The organism is Vibrio rotiferianus (genome assembly GCF_002214395.1).
Taxonomy (GTDB): Bacteria; Pseudomonadota; Gammaproteobacteria; order Enterobacterales; family Vibrionaceae; genus Vibrio; species Vibrio rotiferianus.
On the sequence record NZ_CP018311.1, the window covers coordinates 1,177,769 to 1,194,027 of the forward strand.

The window sequence follows — 16,259 nt, forward strand, 5'->3', positions numbered from 1 at the left end:
CAAAGAAGTGTTGAAGAGGCAGGAAAAACGATTTGTTTTTGATGTCCGTCAAAGCACGGGAATAAGATATCTAATATGAATGGTTAATTATATCTAGTAATTTTAAAGTTTCGTTCAGGTAAATTGAACGTTATTAGTTTGAGCTGAACAAGAATCAGAATGTAAAAAGGCACCGTGAAAGGTGCCTTTTATTTGTGTTGTGCAAGAACAATCAGGGCATGCATTGTCGCTTTACTATGAAACCGATAAGCTGTTTGGCACCTTGCCAAAATCGCAATGTTAGGAAGCGCATCATGGATCTCGATATCTACCAAGTGGACTCTTTCACCACCGAACCTTTCAAAGGAAACCCTGCCGGAGTTTGCCTTTCACAAGAACCGTTACCAGAAGCATTGATGTTCTCTATCGCTGAAGAAATGGCGGTATCAGAAACCGCTTTTCTCTGTTTGAAAGACATGCGACTGCGTTGGTTCACACCTAAAGTCGAAGTGGCGCTATGCGGTCATGGCACATTAGCTACAGCGCGAATCTTAAAAGAGCAAGGGTTAGCGAAGGTTGGCGATACCATTGCCTTTCAAACCCTCTCAGGTGAGCTTCATGCGAAAGTGAACGAGTCGACGATTGAGCTCGACTTTCCTTCGACTCAGCTTGAAATGGATGTTGAACAAGACGCTGCGTTGTTAGCGGCACTTGGATTGAAAGCGGAGCAAGTGGTTTCTTACGCTCAGTTTGACAGCAAAGGCTTTATTGAAGTCGACAATGAACAAACCGTGTTGGAACTCGCGCCTAACTTTGACGCATTAAAGAATATTCATGGCCGCGGCGTGGTGGTAACAGCTCAATCGAACTCCCCGGATCTCGACTTCATCTCGCGTTACTTCGCTCCTTGGGTGGGCGTGAACGAAGATCCTGTAACAGGTTCAGCCCACTGCGCACTGACTCAGTTTTGGTCGCAAAAACTCGGTCAAAATCAGTTCCGTGCTTATCAAGCATCATCCCGCGGCGGTCATTTACAAACCGAACTGCTTGAAAACGGGCGCATTAAACTGATTGGCTCCGCAAAGACGGTAATCAGCGGAAAACTAAAGGTATAACGCGATGAAACAATCCATTATCCATATTGCTTTGGTTGTAAAAGACTACGATGAAGCGATTGATTTTTATGTAAATAAGCTGAAGTTTGAGCTGGTGGAAGATACTTACCAACCAGAGCAAGATAAGCGCTGGGTTGTGGTTTCTCCACCGGGTTCTAACGGTGTGACATTATTGTTAGCCAAAGCGTCTAAGCCAGAGCAGCATGACTTTATCGGTAATCAAACCGGTGGACGGGTATTCCTATTCTTGAACACCGATGACTTCTGGCGCGACTACAACCGAATGGTAGAGCAGGGCATTAAGTTTGTTCGCCCGCCAGCGGAGCAAGACTACGGTACAGTCGCTGTATTTGAAGATCTCTATGGTAACCTGTGGGACTTGCTAGAGATGAGTCCAAGCCACCCAATGGCTTTGCGTTCATAGATTCATACTAATTGATATTAACAGCGTCTTTCGGGGCGCTTTTTTTGATAAAAATCCTTCGCAACATTAGCGTGATCTATATCACCTATTGAGCGAATCAGATAGAATGGCGGCCACTTTCAATATGCCCTTGTCTCACCGTATCTCGAAAGTGATTTAACAACTTGTTATTTAAAAGAAATTTCCTTCGAGGACGCCGCTATCATTAGTACAAACAATATCACCATTCAATTTGGTGCCGAGCCACTGTTCGAAAATATCTCTGCTAAATTTGGCAACGGTAACCGTTATGGTCTGATTGGCGCAAACGGCTGTGGTAAATCGACATTCATGAAAATCCTGAGTGGGGCACTTGCGCCAAGCTCGGGCAACGTTTCTATTACTCCGGGGCTGAAACTGGGCGTATTGAGCCAAGATCAGTTTGCGTTCGAGCAATACAGCGTGATTGACGCTGTGATCATGGGCGATCGCAAGCTTTGGGAAGTGAAGCAGGAACGTGACCGCATCTACTCATTACCTGAAATGAGCGAAGAAGACGGCATGAAAGTCGCTGAGCTTGAAAGTGAGTTCGCAGAAATGGACGGCTACACAGCAGAAAGCCGTGCTGGTGATATTTTGCTTCAAGCGGGTATTGAAGAAGAGCTGCATTTTGGTTTGATGCAGCAAGTTGCTCCGGGCTGGAAACTGCGTGTGCTTTTGGCGCAAGCTCTGTTTGCTAACCCAGATATTTTGCTGCTCGATGAACCAACCAACAACTTGGACATTCACACCATCAACTGGTTGGCAGAAGAGTTGAACCAACGTAAGTGTACGATGATCATCATCTCGCACGACCGTCACTTCTTAAACTCTGTGTGTACTCACATGGCAGACATCGATTACGGCGAACTGCGCATTTATCCTGGTAACTATGAATATTTCCTTGAAGCATCTGGTCTTCGTCGTGAGCAGTTACTGGCTTCTAACGCAAAGAAAACTGCTGAGATCAACGAACTTCAAGAATTCGTAAACCGTTTTGGTGCGAATGCATCGAAAGCGAAGCAAGCTAGCTCTCGCGCTAAGAAGATGGAAAAAATCCAACTCGACGAAGTGAAAGCAAGTAGCCGTGTTAGCCCATCGATTGATTTCGGTGAGGGCAAAAAACTCCATCGTTTGGCATTGGAACTGCAAGACCTTGGTCACTCCTTTGGTGATGAGCTGTTGTTTGAAAAAGGCAATTTGTTACTTGAAGCAGGCACTCGCCTTGCGATCATCGGTGAAAACGGTGTGGGTAAAACCACTTTGCTGCGTTGCCTAGTGAACGAGCTAGAGCAAACTCAGGGCGTAGTAAAGTGGTCTGAAAACGCTTCAATTGGTTACTGTCCACAGGACAGCAGTGCGGACTTCGATAATGATCTGACCATCTTTGAGTGGATTTCTCAGTGGCGCACTGTGAAACACAATGACTTAATGGTGCGTGGCATTCTAGGTCGCTTGTTGTTTACTGCTGACGATGCCAACAAAAAGGCGAAAAACTGCTCGGGTGGTGAGAAGAACCGCCTGCTGTTTGGTAAGCTAATGATGCAAGACATCAACGTGCTGATCATGGATGAGCCAACCAACCACATGGATATGGAAGCGATTGAAGCGTTAAATAGCGCATTAAAAGACTACACTGGCACTTTGATCTTTGTTAGTCATGACCGTGAGTTCGTATCGTCTTTGGCGACGTCGATCATTGATGTGAAAGACAAACAGCTAGTGAGTTTCCAAGGTACGTTTGAAGAGTACATGGCACATCAGCAAAAAGTGTTGAGCGCCGCGTAACCAACGTAGCGAAGCCATATAAGTGTGAACAAGCCAAGAAGATATATCTGTTAAACAGAGACTTTGATGGCTTGTTCGCTATGATGAATTAATCTAAACCTAATAGAGGTAAGGTGGTGGGTACCATGCTCGCCACCCACAATTAAGGAGCCGTTCATGAGCCATGAATTTATGACCGACGAAGAACGTATTGAACTGCAGAAGAACAACCCTCTGCACGGTCTTAAATTAGAAGACATGTTGCAGCAGCTTGTTGACCATTACGGTTGGGAAATCCTCGACACAGCAATGCGTATGAACTGTTTCAACACTAAGCCAAGCATCGCGAGCAGTGTTAAATACCTGAAGAAAACAGAATGGGCTCGTGAGCGTGTAGAGAACTTCTACCTATACCGCTACAAGCGTATGCCAAAGGCATCTGAATACGAGTACAACCTGCCACCACGCGCACGTACTTTCCGTCATGGACTGGAGCCACGTGAGCCAATGGAACTGACGGTTGAATCGATTCTGGCTTCACAAGCGAAGGCTGCGTCTGCACACAAAGAGCGTTCGTCTAAACAGCGTGCAGATCGCGCTCGTTTTAACAACCGCCGTCGATAAACTTTCAGTTTTCTTGTTCTTGTAGGCATCAGGTACAAGGATGATTTTGATGAAAAGCCAAACTATCCAGTTTGGCTTTTTTATTGTCTTTTCTTCAGCTAAACCTTGTTATCAAGACCCTAGCTTAATAATCGAAGAGTACATCTGCTGCGGATCTGACTGACGGCTGAATCGCGCTTGGAAGCTTTCCACGACATAATCAATAAAAGCACGTAACTTTTGCGATTGCTCTTTGTGGTAAGGGTAAACGATATAGAGCGCGTGCTTTTCCATCTGCCATTCAGGGGTAATCTCGACCAATTCACCGGATGCTAACTGAGGCTCAACAAAGAAGTCTGGCAATAACGCAACCCCATGCCCTGCGCATGTCGCTTGGGTGAGCGCCAAACCGCTGTTGACGGTGTAAACACTCGCAGGCAGATCAACTTCCAGTACCTCACTGCCATTTTGAAATGTCCAGCGGCGAGACGTTGAAGAGAGGCTATAGCTAAGTAAACGATGGTGTATAACGTCACGTGGTGATTGAAATGGCTGCGACTCTTCAAGGTATTGAGGGGAAGCGCAAAGTACACGGCGGATATCCAATAGTTTACGTGAACGTAGGCTAGAGTTACCCAATTCGCCCCCGCCACGAATGGCAATATCGACCCCTTGCTCAATCAAATCGATATGTTCGTCGCTCATCACCACTTCGATGGAAAGCTCTGGATGCAGCTTCATGAACTCGCAGATGATGGGATTCAGTTCAATCAACCCTAATGACATCGGCATACTGATTTTGAGTGTGCCTTTTAATGTGTGGGAAGACTCAATCACCGAGCGGTCTGCGTTGTTGAGTGCATCGAGAACCTGACACACTTGCTGATAATAGAGCTGACCATTATCGGTAATGTGCAAATTGCGGGTAGTACGGTTAATTAGAGGGCTTTTTAAATAGCTCTCTAATTCATTGATGTTCTTACTGATGGCGGCTTTTGAGAGGTTTAAATCTTCTGCTGCCGCGACGAAGCTACCTAGCTCCACCACTCGACGAAATACGGTTAATGCTCTGATCTTATCCACGCAGTGGTTTCCTCAACACTCTTATTGTTCACTAATGGTGAACTATATGGCCACTATTATAGTGTTTATTCACTGGTGTGAGTTAATTAATATCATCTCATTCACTGAGTGCCCGACATAAGTAGGGGCAAACGTAATTAGGATTCCACTATGAAAAAGATCGTCGCATTTACTGGTAGCAACAACAGCCAATCAATCCATAGCCTATTGGTTCAAGCGTTGGCAAACCAAGCTACACAAACAGAAGTAAACACCATTGACCTAAATGACTTTGGATTGCCAATGTACGGTTTAGATGTTGAAGGTCAGGGCATTCCAGAAAACGCACACAAACTGCGTGCAACGTTAAACGAATACGACGCGATCATCATTGCATCACCAGAGCACAACGGCTCAATGCCAGCATTCCTGAAAAATGCGATCGACTGGCTATCACGCGTTGCGCCTCAAGGTACGTCTTTCTTTGGTGATACTAAGAAACCAGTTCTGCTAGTGAGCACATCTCCAGGTGCAAACGGCGGCGCAACTAACATCAAAACCATGGCTGAGTTGATGCCTTGGTGGGGTGGCGATGTAAAAGGCACATACAGCCTAGGCGGCTTCTACGACAAGTTCCAAGAGGGTGAGTTTGATACAGCGACCTCAGCGGAATTGAGTGAGTTAATGACCTCTTTCGAGAAGTCTCTGTAAGCTATCTATACTCGCATAAGTAGCGATTCATCAGGGTAGCCAATCAAGAAAGGTAGGTAAGGCATGGCGGTATTAGAACAAGGCGTTTGGTATCCAAATAAAGACACAAAAATGAAGTGTGGGCCGAGAATAGGTTTGGTTCGCCAAGTACCATTGATTAGTAATGAGCACAATGTCATCCGAAACGTATCGAGATACGGCTGATGACATTTAAATTTAATCGTAATATTTAGCAGTTAGCTTTCCGATCTATTACTTGGGCTGTACGCTAGGATAAAAATCCAAACAACGCTCAGTAAGCCACTGCATGACAGGACCTGCTTCCTTTGCTTTGCCCGTCACACGGTCAATTTGTAAAAGCCAATCTTTCTCTTCCCCTTGTCGCTTAAGGGGAAAGATATCTGGGTGCTTTTGAAATAGGTGGTCAGGTATCAAGCTCCAGTTATTATTCAGTTTAATCAACTCTACTAGGGCTTCTAAGTCATTCACTTTGGTCATTGAATTAGATAAGTTCGCGTTGTAGTGAGCAGGGTAGTCTTTTAATACGATTTGTCGATACGTTTTAAGCGCTTCAAAAGAAACGGAGTCTTCGGCCAATAGTGGATGTGATTGATGTACAGCGATAGAAAACGGCACATAACCAATCGAACCTAAAAGCACGTTCTTAGGCTGTGTACTTCCCCATAATATAAAACCGATATCCACTTCATTACTCGCGACAGCATCGACAATGTCATTGTTTTTCAATACATTAAGATTGAGCTCGGTGTGCGGGAATTGCTGATATAACTCCTCAATGACGCCAAAAAACTGTGGTGTTAATAAAAGCGCATTGATCCCTATCGGGATCCTATCTTCTACTCCCACATTGAACGTTTGCAGCATATTTTGTACGTGTTGTGCATGCTCTAATAACGAGATAGCTTGAGCATGCAACCGCTCGCCTTGTGCCGTTAAGGTAGGCAACCGAGAAGTACGATCAAAAATGATCAGCCCTGTGTCTATTTCCAAGTTTGAAATGGTAGTACTGACCGCAGACTGTGCTTTACCAAGCTTTCTTGCCGCCGCAGAAAACGAACCACACTCCACGCACATGACTAACGTTTCAAGTTGTTGAAGGTTGAACATAACAATGTATCTAATTTTTAGATGGTAGCTAACTGTATCTTATAAAAAGTTTAGATGACAATCGCTCCATTAATCGTTAAGTACAAGTAGAGAATAAGATGAGTAACAACCAATCTGCGGAATTATCGGATACACAAAAGGAACTTGAAGAATTACGTGAGCGCTTGCGTCAAAATACTCAAACCATGCAAAGTTCGGCTAAGAAATCAGACGCTAACGAAATGATGTCTGGCGTGATTAAGACCGTTGCGACGTTTGAAAAAGACTAACAGGCTCCTTCCTAGAAGGTATAAAGGCACCAACGGACTGCCGGTGCCTTAGGTCGATGGCGAACCAAATTCTGTTATTGACTTAGCTCTGCCGCGGTATCCACAAAGATACCTTGGATGTCTTTCGCTTCACGTTCTGTTTGACCACCGTGTTTTAGGAACGCGTCGATGATTGCTGCGGTTTTTTGCTCTTTTGCACGCTCTAAGAAGTAACGCAATTCTAGCTCTGCGCCTGCGTCTTCATCTTTGATAGAGGTTGCGATGATCTCTTTGTACATCACGATGTCACGCACTTCTAGTTGGCTAATCACGCCCAATGTTGTTGCTAAAAACCCATCCAACTCTGCTTTAGGAACAAACTGAGTAATGATGTTTAACTGCTCTGCTTGTTGTGCGGTAAAGTCGTTACCAAGTAGCAGTGCTTGAAGCGCATTGTTTTTGCCCATGCGACGAGCGAACTGCACCGCACCTTGACCACCCGTTGGGATGTTGACGTGAATCTCTGGCTGAGCAAATGCCGCGTTTTCAGTGCCGTAAGCCAAGTCACACGCCATCACAAACTCATTACCGCCGCCACGAGCCACACCATCAACCACAGCAACCGATACTTGTTTCATCGCTTTGATGTTGGCAATCATGTGGTTGAATTCAATTGATGCTGCCTGACCGCCTTGTGTGCCGTTGATAACGTTCAAATCTAAATGCGCCAAGAAGAAAGACTCATGAAGCGATTTGAATACCACTACTTTCGTATCGCGGTCATCTTTAAGTGATAGGACAAATTCGTTGATTTCATTAATCAAATCGATAGTCAGTACGTTCACTGGTGGGTTGTTGATTTCAACAGTAGCGATGCCATTTTGTTGTGTGATTGATAAAGTTTTCATAGCTGTTTCCTCAGCGTTAGTAAGATCAGCGGACCTCAGTAACGCGAATTTATTGGCTTGGTATTGAGGAGGTTTGTCTCTCTCCCGTTGTGTGCAGCTACTATAGATTTGTTATAAGATGAGAAAAATAAGCTAAATGGCATATAATTGGTGCTATAAAAGCAACAATAGTTTTTTAGGTAAGACGTTATGGATTTCTCTAGTCGTTTATTGCTGTTACTTGAAGTGGTCGAGCTTGGCTCGTTTACCAAGGTATCAGAACAGAAGAATGTGGATCGTTCGGTGATCTCAAAACAGATCAGCCGTTTGGAAGATGAGTTGGGTGTTCGATTGCTCAACCGAACTACGCGCTCTTTATCATTGACGGCGGCCGGGAATGAAATGGTCAACCAAGCCAAATCCCTTCGCACACTTCTCAGTGATACTCACCGTTTGGCGCAGAATTATCACGAAGAGCCTCGTGGTGTCTTGCGCATTACCAGTTCAACCATGTTCGGACGTCAATATGTTCAAGATGCGATTTCGGTGTTTCAACAACAATACCCAGATGTGGAGTTTGAACTGCGCTTAGAAGATCGCATGGTTGATATGGTGCAAGAGGGGTTTGATATTGGCTTCCGCATCGGACGACCTAAAAACTCGAGCTTGATTACTCGAAAGATTGCGCGAAGTCGCCTGTTGATTGTTGCCGCCCCAGCGTTTTTAGAAAAGCATGGTGAGGTGAACAGTCTGGAGAAATTGGAATCACTACCCGCCACTATCTACGCCGCTCCAGGCTTGTTATTCGATAAATTTGGCTATCAAGATGAGCAAGGTAAACAACAGCACTTTCAGCTTAATGTCGCTTATAAAGTGAATGATGTGGAAATGTTGGCAAGAAGCGCAGCAGGAGGAAATACCCTTGCTGTGGTGACCGCACAAATGGTTCAAGACGAAATCAAACAAGGCAAGTTGGTGCCGATCATGACGCACTTGAATATTGATGATTTCGGCACCTTCTATGCAGTCTATCCACACCGTGATGCGCCGATCAAAACCAAGCTATTCATCGACACACTCAAATCCATTGTGGGAGAAGAACATCCCAAACTTCGACAAGATGTACGGGCGAGGGAAGTAGAGAGCATTAGTAGTACTTATTCTCGGTAAACTCAATCCACTCATCAAACACTTGTTCCAGCGGTTTATCGGTCACTTTAGAGATGTCACCATTGGTTTGAATAAGGGTGATTAACCCATCCGAACCATAACTTTGCTGGATAAACTCACCAATGCTATAACCGATATGGTACACGGCTCCTTGGCTATCCCAACCGTTACCTTCTTTAAGAATTTTTGCGTATTGTCTAAATTCCTCTTTTGTTGATGGTTTACGCCAGCCATATTCTTTTTCGGCTTCATAACAAGCGATCGCTTCCCAGAGCCATCTTGGATTGTTGATAATATTAGGGTTTATTGCAGTCGTTACTAGATGTACATATTCATGGTATGCGGTGTCCATTGTACTTTGGGAACCTGTATCGCGGAGTAATATTTCATTCTCGCTTATATAGCCCGTAGACCAAGGGTAACTCTGACCTAAAAGATGTTTTTGATAGGCTAAATATTGGTTTCGGTCTTTCCAGATCCTTACCGTAATCACTGGCATTTCTTTTACTTTAAAATCAGTAATTAGCTGAGGAGTTTTACTCGTAAGTCGATGATTAATATGTTCGACAATGGAATCACCTACGCCAGAATAAAGCACATACTTAAACTGGCCTTTATCAATGAAAGACTCTTTTGTTGCAGCGTTAGAGAAAAATGAAAACAGAGCCAAAAGAACGACAATACATCTCATAATCACCCTTCCTTAAGAATTTATAAAACTCTATTGGTAGATGAAGTGAGGCGTATTTACCAGCAACAAATCTGAATATGCGACGCTCTTCTAGCTAATTCACAAGCGACATGGATTAGATCGGAGAACACTGTCCATGTATCCGCTGAACTGCTCAATAATCAACTTTATCCGTTACGGCGAGTTTTAATAGCTTGGCGGATATTCTGACGTTGTTCTTTACTCAGAGATCGTACTTTATCTCTCATTGGAACGGCTGCCGCACCATTACCCCATTTCACATCGGGTACTTCAATAATGTTGCCATCAGGGCCTTGAATCTGGACTGAATTACGTTCGCTGCCTTCGACATAGCTAATTTGGTACATGGCTTCCCCATTGATTTCACTGATGATGACATAGTTGTCAGCCACAACATCAACTTCCCATTTTACATTTGGGTTATCACATTTAATGCAGATAGGGTTGTCCCAATCGCCGTCTATGATAGGTAGATCGTTATCTGGTATTGGCATTATTCCCCATTCGCCATCAACGATGGGTAATTCATTATCTGGGATGTTAGCTTCTGGCGAGTTTCCTCCTGACGAGCCCGAAGAGGAGCACCCCATGAGCAGAGCGGAAGAGATAGCAATTGCGATATATTTTTTCATCAGTTTTTCCTCTGGAATAAGGTTTACATGACCGTTCTCGCGCTAGTCTGATCCGTAAGTCTGTGGGAGAGCGTGACACTATTCGATGGGGAAAATATATCGAATCAACTGGCGCTTATCTAAGCACCAGTTGTTATTCAAGTCATAACCTTGGGTTATTAATGTAGGAGAGGGGGGGCAGTTTCTAGTGCTGGACGGAAGTGTTAAGCTAGGCACATGATAATCAAAATGTATCAAGGAATACTCTTGCCAGAGAGCTAGTGTAAGATACGTTCGACCTGCTCAATAACATAAGCCAATTCTAGCGCTTTACCCAACATCAACTGATGGTTCAGCAGCCCTAGTATTAGGGTATAAAGCGATTCTTTGTGCTTCGCTGAAACGTAGTTTTCTAGCATCGTTATGTACTTTTGATTCGCAAGCAACATGCATGGATCGGTGGCAATGTTTTCTTGTCCAATCACATCAATGTAATCAGAGACAAGCTTCATTTCTTGGAAGAAACGCGAAGCCATTTGTTGGAAGATCAATACGAAGTTTTCGACTTGTTGCTCTGTACTCGCTTCACTTGAGTTTGGTCTGTCTGCTAGCACTTCTGCGTCAAAGTTGACGATGGCCTCTGTTGCGGCTTTGAACAGTTCATCCTTACTTTTGTAATAGTGATAAACCGCACTTTTGCTCATTCCTAACTGTTCGCACAGCTGTCTCATACCAATATTTTTGTAACCGAACTCAAGGAACACTTCGGTTGCTTTTAAGGCAATTTCTCTACGTCTGCTTTCATGATCGACGATCTTCGGCATGGTTTTCTTCTCAGTTTTTGTTACCGCAATGCCTTGCAGTTTAACACAAGATCTTTTATTTAGTCCAACTGGACAAAAAAGATCTTTACCTGGCGCTCAAAGCGCACTAATTTAAAAGACCAGGTGGTCTAAATAAGGTTTTAGTATGAAAATTGATTGGAGTGTTCCTCAAGCAAGAGCGGGTCTCTGGGGTGGAGTTGACAAGCTGATTGGTCCGGGTGCAACGAAAGCAGAAAAGAATTTGCAGCTGTATGTGCCTTTTGCTGCTGGCTTTTTCATGGTGGTTTATGCGTACTTTGCACAACTAGGTTGGTCTGCGACTCAATATGTCATCGCGGGTTTGCTCACAGTGGATATTATCGGCGGCATTATTACCAATGCGACGTCTACGGCAAAGCGCTGGTTCCATCGTGAAGGGCAAGGCTTTAAGCAGCACATGAGCTTTATTCTGACTCATTTCGTGCAGCTTTCTCTCTACAGCTGGGCGTTCTTGAACTTCGATATCATGTGGATTGTTGTGATCGGTGGTTACATGGTTCTGGCATGTAGCCTAGTCATGAAAACACCGTTGTATTTACAACGCCCTGTGGCGCTAACCCTGTATTCTCTGAGTGTGATTATTTCGATTTACTGGGCACAAGCACCACAAGGTTTGGAATGGTTTTTACCACTGTTCTACCTAAAGTTATTGGTGAGCCACGTATTGCGTGAAGAGCCATACCGACCAGAGCAAGAATAGGACGTCATGTTATGAAAACGCACCCTCGAATTTTAATTGCGGGCTCAACGGGGTACTTAGGCTCGAATATTGTTGAATCCCTGATGGAGCAGCAAGCCGAATTTAAAGCGTTGGCAAGAAACAAAACCAAGCTCCTTGCGATGGGTCTACAAGAGTCGCAGGTAATAGAAGTTCAAGTAACTCAGCCCGATGAGCTTAAAGGCGTTTGCGAGGGTGTGGACGTTGTTATCTCATGCTTGGGCATTACTCGTCAGCAAGATGGATTAGGTTATTTGGATGTCGACTACCAAGCAAACTTGAACTTACTCGAAGAAGCGGATCGAGCCGGTGTTGGTAAATTCATTTACATCTCTGCGTTTAATGCTCAGAAATATCCTCAAGTTCGTCTGCTAGAGGCGAAAGAACGCTTTGCGAGTCGGCTTCTACAATCAACAAAATTAACCCCTTGTGTGATTCGCCCGAACGGCTTTTTCTCTGATATTACCGAGGTGTACAACATGGCGAAATCAGGTCGAGTGTTTACTTTTGGTGATGGTGAACACTTGCTTAATCCCATTCACGGAAAAGATTTGGCAAGATTTTGTGTAGAAGCGATTGAACGAAATGACACAGAACTAGATGTTGGTGGTCCAGATGTTTTGTCTGTCAATGATATTGCTCGGCTCGCGTTCAAATCTCAAAACAAAGTGGAGAAAAACACGCACCTACCGGACTTCCTGCGCATAGCCGGGCTGTCGTTAGTACGTCACTTGTCGGAGAAATGGGGCGGTCCTGCTGAGTTCTTCCTGACCATGTTAGGCGGTGACAATATCGCGCCGACTTATGGTCATCATCGACTGGAAGACTACTTTCGCAAGCTCTCTGAAGATTACAACATCTGAGTCAGTTCATCGATTTAAACGGGACTCCACCCAAGTACTCAACCATGACTTTGGTCAGAAAGGGGGAGGTCATGTGCTTCATTGTCGATAAAGTAAACAATGTCTGAATCGTTAGCAGGGAGCACTTCATGAACCAACGCCAATTACAGCAGCAAGCATTTGACTTAAGTGATCAAAACTTAATTGTCGGCAATGTGGATCAATGTCCATTGCCACCAGAAATCTTGGCGTTTACGACAGCGGACTCAGAGTATGTTGTCGAAACGTTTGAAAGTGGTCTGACGGCGCAGGTATTTCATATTCGTGTCGGCGGACGAGACTATACACTCAAGAAAAAACGCCCACAGGCGAAAGTGCAAAATCCTGATGGTCAGTACTCCTTTCTGAATGAAGTTCAACGCCGTCTTGATTTTCAAACTCAAAAAGACAATCCGAATTTAACTGAGGATTTTAAACACATTGTTGAGACCGTTTATGCTGATTATCGTTTAGGAATCATTGTTTCAGATTGGATTGAGGGTTCGTCAATTCAAGCCCTAACTGAGGACTTATTAGGGCAGCTATTCTCGACTCTATTTGTCTGTGAGCGAAGTGGATTGTTTGAATGGGATTTGTGTTCAGGGAACTTGCTGGTGGATAAACAAGGTCAGCTAAAGTTGTTCGATTTTGGTTATATGTATCGGTTTGACCCGTTAAGAGAGTTCAACAGCAATGGTATGCATGACCCTCTGTTTGATGCTTGTGAGCGATTTGAAACGCGCTTCCTCTCTGGTTGGTTATTGGAGCAAGATTATTCCCGAAAAGAGGCAATGCAGCTATTCAAAAACGTGAAACAACAAGGCTTTAAGATGCTTGAATACAAGCGGGACTGGTTAGTTCAAAACGATGCCGTGCCAGAAATCGTAGAGCGAGTGCAAACGTCGATGGAAAAGATACAAACAGCGCTAAAATCTGACGTTCAGTTGGAACATCTTTTTACGCTTGAGATGTTTCGTTCGCATGTGCTCGATATTGAAGATGATTTGGATGGTAAGAGTTGCACGCCAACCACAATTAAACGTGTGCAGTTTGTTTTAGATATGCTGCAGCAACATTATGATTTGTTGGTTGAAGGAGGTGCATTGTTTTATCAAAATGCCGCTAAGAGTAAAGCCGAACTGATTCAAACCTACCAAGAGAAACACGAATTGGTGCTGCAGTACCAACTTTAGTTTTCGGTGTCGAGAAAACAAAAAAGCACACGAGAGGTGTGCTTTTCCATTCCATAGTCTAGGCAGGTGCTAAGTGGCATTACTTCGCTTGTTGCATCTCAGCCAAGCCACCCGCGTTATGAAGGTTGGTAAACCCTTGAGATTGTAGGTACTGATACGCTTGCCCTGAGCGATTGCCGCTGCGGCAGTAAAGCACGATTTGCGTATCTTTCTCGACATTAGCAAAGTGTTTATCCAACTCAGAAAGCGGAAAGTTAATCGCATTGTCCAAGTGACCATCGGCAAACTCTTGTGGTGTGCGCACATCGACAATCACTGCGCCTTGCTCAATCCATTGCCAACCTTGCTCTGCACGTTCAGAAGCAAATACCGATGGTGCGGTGAAAGCTAAGCTCAAACAACTGAAAATGATCGGGAGTAGTTTTTTCATTGAGTTCCTTTCCTCAAGGTCAATTGCCCTTAATCGTTCTGATGAAGATTATACGTGCGATTATCAAACTTCGATGTGGCATTGGTCGAAATGTCGTAATTCAGCGTGTTATGACTTTAACCCTAACATGGCACCAAACACCAATAATCCAGCGCCACAAGCTTGGTTCAACCTGTGTTTAACGCGCAGTAATAAGCTCTGTAATCGCGGTGAGGTAAATAAGATGGCAACCATAGAAAACCAAATCCCGTGTAGCGCAATCATGTAGACACCGTAACCCAAAGCTAGGTGCTGCGATTCTGTATTCGGGTCGATGACTTGGCTAAAGATACTCAAGAAGAACAACATGGTTTTTGGGTTAAGTACATTGCACAAAAAGCCTTGGAAAAAGAACTGCCAAATGGAGATGCTTTCTTGTGTTTCCCCCTCTATCTTCTGTTGAGAATCAGCCCCAAAAATCCCTTTCAATCCGAGATAGATCAGATAAGCCGCACCTAGGTAGCGAATCAAGCTGAACAACCATTCGTTCTGTGAAATTAAGTAACTGATGCCAAGCAATGAATAGGTAATGTGTACCGAAATCGCAAGACTAATGCCCACGGCACTCCAAATTCCCGCTTGTCTGCCCCTGTTGAGGCTGTTTCTAAGAACCAATACAAAATCGGCTCCGGGACTGATGACAATGAGTATGCCCAATAAGGCAAGGCTGAAAAGCTCCATGGTGTTTCCTGTTTCTTCGTTGTTATGAATGGGGCAATTGTAGGTCGAGAGTTCGGAGACTATAATCGAAACAAATTCCGCTAAGTGTGAGAAAAAGTCACAGATGAGGCATCTTAAATCCTTCCATGTTTTCCATGTCGCAGCATCGTCTGCGAGTTTTAGTGAAGCAGCAAATAAGCTCAGTATTACGCATGGCGCAGTGAGTAAGCAGATCAAAGTGTTGGAGACCTATCTGGCTCAACCTCTGTTCTACAAACAAGGGCGCAATATGCTGCTCACTAAAGAGGGGGAAATGCTGAAAAGCTATACCGAGCAAGCATTCCAAGCGTTGGAGACTGGCGTGAACAAGCTGGTGCAGGAAAAGCATCAATACCTTGAAGTCTCTTGTGAGCCAACGTTAACCATGCGTTGGTTGATGCCGAGGCTTTCCGCGTTTAATGATGGTTGTGACGCAGATGTTCGTCTTTCGACTGCGGGAGGACCTGTAACGCTTGGCTCGACGGGGCTTGCTATGGCGATTCGTCGAGATGACTTTGAGCCTTTGTATCACTACCCAAAAACCAAGTTGGTGGAAGAGTGGGTAGGTCCAGTGTTTTCACCTGACTACTGGCAGCAAGTGAAAGGTGATTTGAACTCCGTGAAGCTGTTACACAGCCAAACCAGACCTGAAGCTTGGCACGAATGGATGCAGCGCTCTGGTGAAGCGTCGATAAACGGAAAAGCAGAACAGTCTTTTGCACACTTCTATTTCTGCATTCAAGCTGCAGTCGATGGCTTAGGCGCGGCGATGGGCTCTTATCCTCTAGTGATGGACGACCTCGAACGCGGCAACCTTGTTGCGCCATTTGGTTTTGTGCCGTCAGGGCATGACTATGTCTTATTGACTCAAGACAAAGCACGTTCTGAACTGGAGCAAAAATTTGTTCATTGGCTGCAAACCCAAATGGCGGAGTGTGTGCCCAATAACTAAGCATTTTTTTGAAAACAAAAGGTCAGCTCTCGCGAACTGACCTTTGAAG

The 16,259-nt window shown here is 44.6% G+C and carries 18 protein-coding genes and 1 pseudogene; 11 read left to right on the plus strand and 8 right to left on the minus strand.

Annotated elements, in window-relative coordinates:
- Positions 1 to 293: 293 nt before the first annotated feature.
- The 4 genes from BSZ04_RS05580 (at position 294) to BSZ04_RS05595 (ending at position 3,927) form a co-directional block, all read left to right on the plus strand.
- Positions 294 to 1,094, plus strand: a complete 801-nt coding sequence (locus BSZ04_RS05580) for a PhzF family phenazine biosynthesis protein (RefSeq protein ID WP_088879793.1) — start codon at positions 294 to 296, stop codon at positions 1,092 to 1,094.
- A 4-nt stretch (positions 1,095 to 1,098) separates the two neighbouring features.
- Entirely contained in the window at positions 1,099 to 1,518 is a 420-nt protein-coding gene (locus tag BSZ04_RS05585; RefSeq protein ID WP_088879794.1) for a VOC family protein, read from the plus strand.
- 201 nt (positions 1,519 to 1,719) lie between these two features.
- Positions 1,720 to 3,324 carry an ABC-F family ATPase gene (locus BSZ04_RS05590; protein WP_088879795.1) on the plus strand — a complete coding sequence of 535 codons (1,605 nt, stop codon included), beginning with the start codon at positions 1,720 to 1,722 and terminating at the stop codon, positions 3,322 to 3,324.
- 171 nt (positions 3,325 to 3,495) lie between these two features.
- Positions 3,496 to 3,927: a VF530 family protein gene (locus tag BSZ04_RS05595; RefSeq protein WP_038885589.1), complete on the plus strand. Its 432-nt coding sequence runs from the start codon at positions 3,496 to 3,498 to the stop codon at positions 3,925 to 3,927.
- A 111-nt stretch (positions 3,928 to 4,038) separates the two neighbouring features.
- On the opposite strand, the gene BSZ04_RS05600 is transcribed toward BSZ04_RS05595, so the two are convergent.
- Entirely contained in the window at positions 4,039 to 4,989 is a 951-nt protein-coding gene (locus BSZ04_RS05600) for a LysR family transcriptional regulator (RefSeq protein ID WP_088879796.1), read from the minus strand.
- Between the two features lie 150 nt (positions 4,990 to 5,139).
- On the opposite strand from BSZ04_RS05600, the gene BSZ04_RS05605 reads away from it, so the two are divergent.
- Positions 5,140 to 5,679 carry an NADPH-dependent FMN reductase gene (locus BSZ04_RS05605; protein WP_088879797.1) on the plus strand — a complete coding sequence of 180 codons (540 nt, stop codon included), beginning with the start codon at positions 5,140 to 5,142 and terminating at the stop codon, positions 5,677 to 5,679.
- Positions 5,680 to 5,931: 252 nt separating this feature from the next.
- On the opposite strand, the gene BSZ04_RS05610 is transcribed toward BSZ04_RS05605, so the two are convergent.
- The gene (locus tag BSZ04_RS05610) at positions 5,932 to 6,807 is read right to left on the minus strand and encodes a LysR family transcriptional regulator (protein ID WP_088879798.1); all 876 of its coding nucleotides are present in this window, start codon (positions 6,805 to 6,807) and stop codon (positions 5,932 to 5,934) included.
- 98 nt (positions 6,808 to 6,905) lie between these two features.
- Here BSZ04_RS05610 and BSZ04_RS25015 point away from each other — a divergent pair, with 98 nt between their 5' ends.
- Positions 6,906 to 7,076 carry a hypothetical protein gene (locus BSZ04_RS25015; protein WP_167381301.1) on the plus strand — a complete coding sequence of 57 codons (171 nt, stop codon included), beginning with the start codon at positions 6,906 to 6,908 and terminating at the stop codon, positions 7,074 to 7,076.
- A 74-nt stretch (positions 7,077 to 7,150) separates the two neighbouring features.
- On the opposite strand, the gene BSZ04_RS05615 is transcribed toward BSZ04_RS25015, so the two are convergent.
- A complete protein-coding gene (locus BSZ04_RS05615; RefSeq protein ID WP_088879799.1) occupies positions 7,151 to 7,963 on the minus strand; it encodes an enoyl-CoA hydratase/isomerase family protein in 813 nt (270 codons plus the stop codon).
- Between the two features lie 189 nt (positions 7,964 to 8,152).
- Here BSZ04_RS05615 and BSZ04_RS05620 point away from each other — a divergent pair.
- A pseudogene (locus BSZ04_RS05620) lies at positions 8,153 to 9,083 on the plus strand (LysR family transcriptional regulator).
- Positions 9,084 to 9,089: 6 nt separating this feature from the next.
- Here the strand turns inward: BSZ04_RS05620 and BSZ04_RS05625 are convergent.
- From BSZ04_RS05625 to BSZ04_RS05635, 3 genes are all read right to left on the minus strand, one after another.
- The gene (locus BSZ04_RS05625) at positions 9,090 to 9,803 is read right to left on the minus strand and encodes a hypothetical protein (RefSeq protein WP_088879800.1); all 714 of its coding nucleotides are present in this window, start codon (positions 9,801 to 9,803) and stop codon (positions 9,090 to 9,092) included.
- 167 nt (positions 9,804 to 9,970) lie between these two features.
- The gene (locus BSZ04_RS05630; protein WP_088879801.1) at positions 9,971 to 10,456 is read right to left on the minus strand and encodes a hypothetical protein; all 486 of its coding nucleotides are present in this window, start codon (positions 10,454 to 10,456) and stop codon (positions 9,971 to 9,973) included.
- A gap of 257 nt (positions 10,457 to 10,713) precedes the next feature.
- The gene (locus BSZ04_RS05635; RefSeq protein ID WP_088879802.1) at positions 10,714 to 11,259 is read right to left on the minus strand and encodes a TetR/AcrR family transcriptional regulator; all 546 of its coding nucleotides are present in this window, start codon (positions 11,257 to 11,259) and stop codon (positions 10,714 to 10,716) included.
- 145 nt (positions 11,260 to 11,404) lie between these two features.
- On the opposite strand from BSZ04_RS05635, the gene BSZ04_RS05640 reads away from it, so the two are divergent.
- The 3 genes from BSZ04_RS05640 (at position 11,405) to BSZ04_RS05650 (ending at position 14,090) form a co-directional block, all read left to right on the plus strand.
- The gene (locus tag BSZ04_RS05640; RefSeq protein WP_088879803.1) at positions 11,405 to 11,998 is read left to right on the plus strand and encodes a hypothetical protein; all 594 of its coding nucleotides are present in this window, start codon (positions 11,405 to 11,407) and stop codon (positions 11,996 to 11,998) included.
- Between the two features lie 11 nt (positions 11,999 to 12,009).
- Positions 12,010 to 12,879 carry an SDR family oxidoreductase gene (locus tag BSZ04_RS05645; protein WP_088879804.1) on the plus strand — a complete coding sequence of 290 codons (870 nt, stop codon included), beginning with the start codon at positions 12,010 to 12,012 and terminating at the stop codon, positions 12,877 to 12,879.
- A 128-nt stretch (positions 12,880 to 13,007) separates the two neighbouring features.
- Positions 13,008 to 14,090, plus strand: coding sequence for a protein kinase family protein (locus BSZ04_RS05650; RefSeq protein WP_088879805.1), 1,083 nt, complete (start codon positions 13,008 to 13,010; stop codon positions 14,088 to 14,090).
- Positions 14,091 to 14,169: 79 nt separating this feature from the next.
- Here the strand turns inward: BSZ04_RS05650 and BSZ04_RS05655 are convergent, their stop codons facing one another.
- Positions 14,170 to 14,520: a rhodanese-like domain-containing protein gene (locus tag BSZ04_RS05655; RefSeq protein ID WP_088879806.1), complete on the minus strand. Its 351-nt coding sequence runs from the start codon at positions 14,518 to 14,520 to the stop codon at positions 14,170 to 14,172.
- A 108-nt stretch (positions 14,521 to 14,628) separates the two neighbouring features.
- Positions 14,629 to 15,240 (minus strand): LysE family translocator, encoded by a 612-nt coding sequence (locus BSZ04_RS05660; RefSeq protein WP_012130014.1) that lies wholly within the window; start codon positions 15,238 to 15,240, stop codon positions 14,629 to 14,631.
- Positions 15,241 to 15,343: 103 nt separating this feature from the next.
- Here BSZ04_RS05660 and BSZ04_RS05665 point away from each other — a divergent pair, with 103 nt between their 5' ends.
- A complete protein-coding gene (locus BSZ04_RS05665) occupies positions 15,344 to 16,210 on the plus strand; it encodes a LysR family transcriptional regulator (RefSeq protein WP_088879807.1) in 867 nt (288 codons plus the stop codon).
- The last annotated feature ends 49 nt before the right edge of the window (positions 16,211 to 16,259 follow it).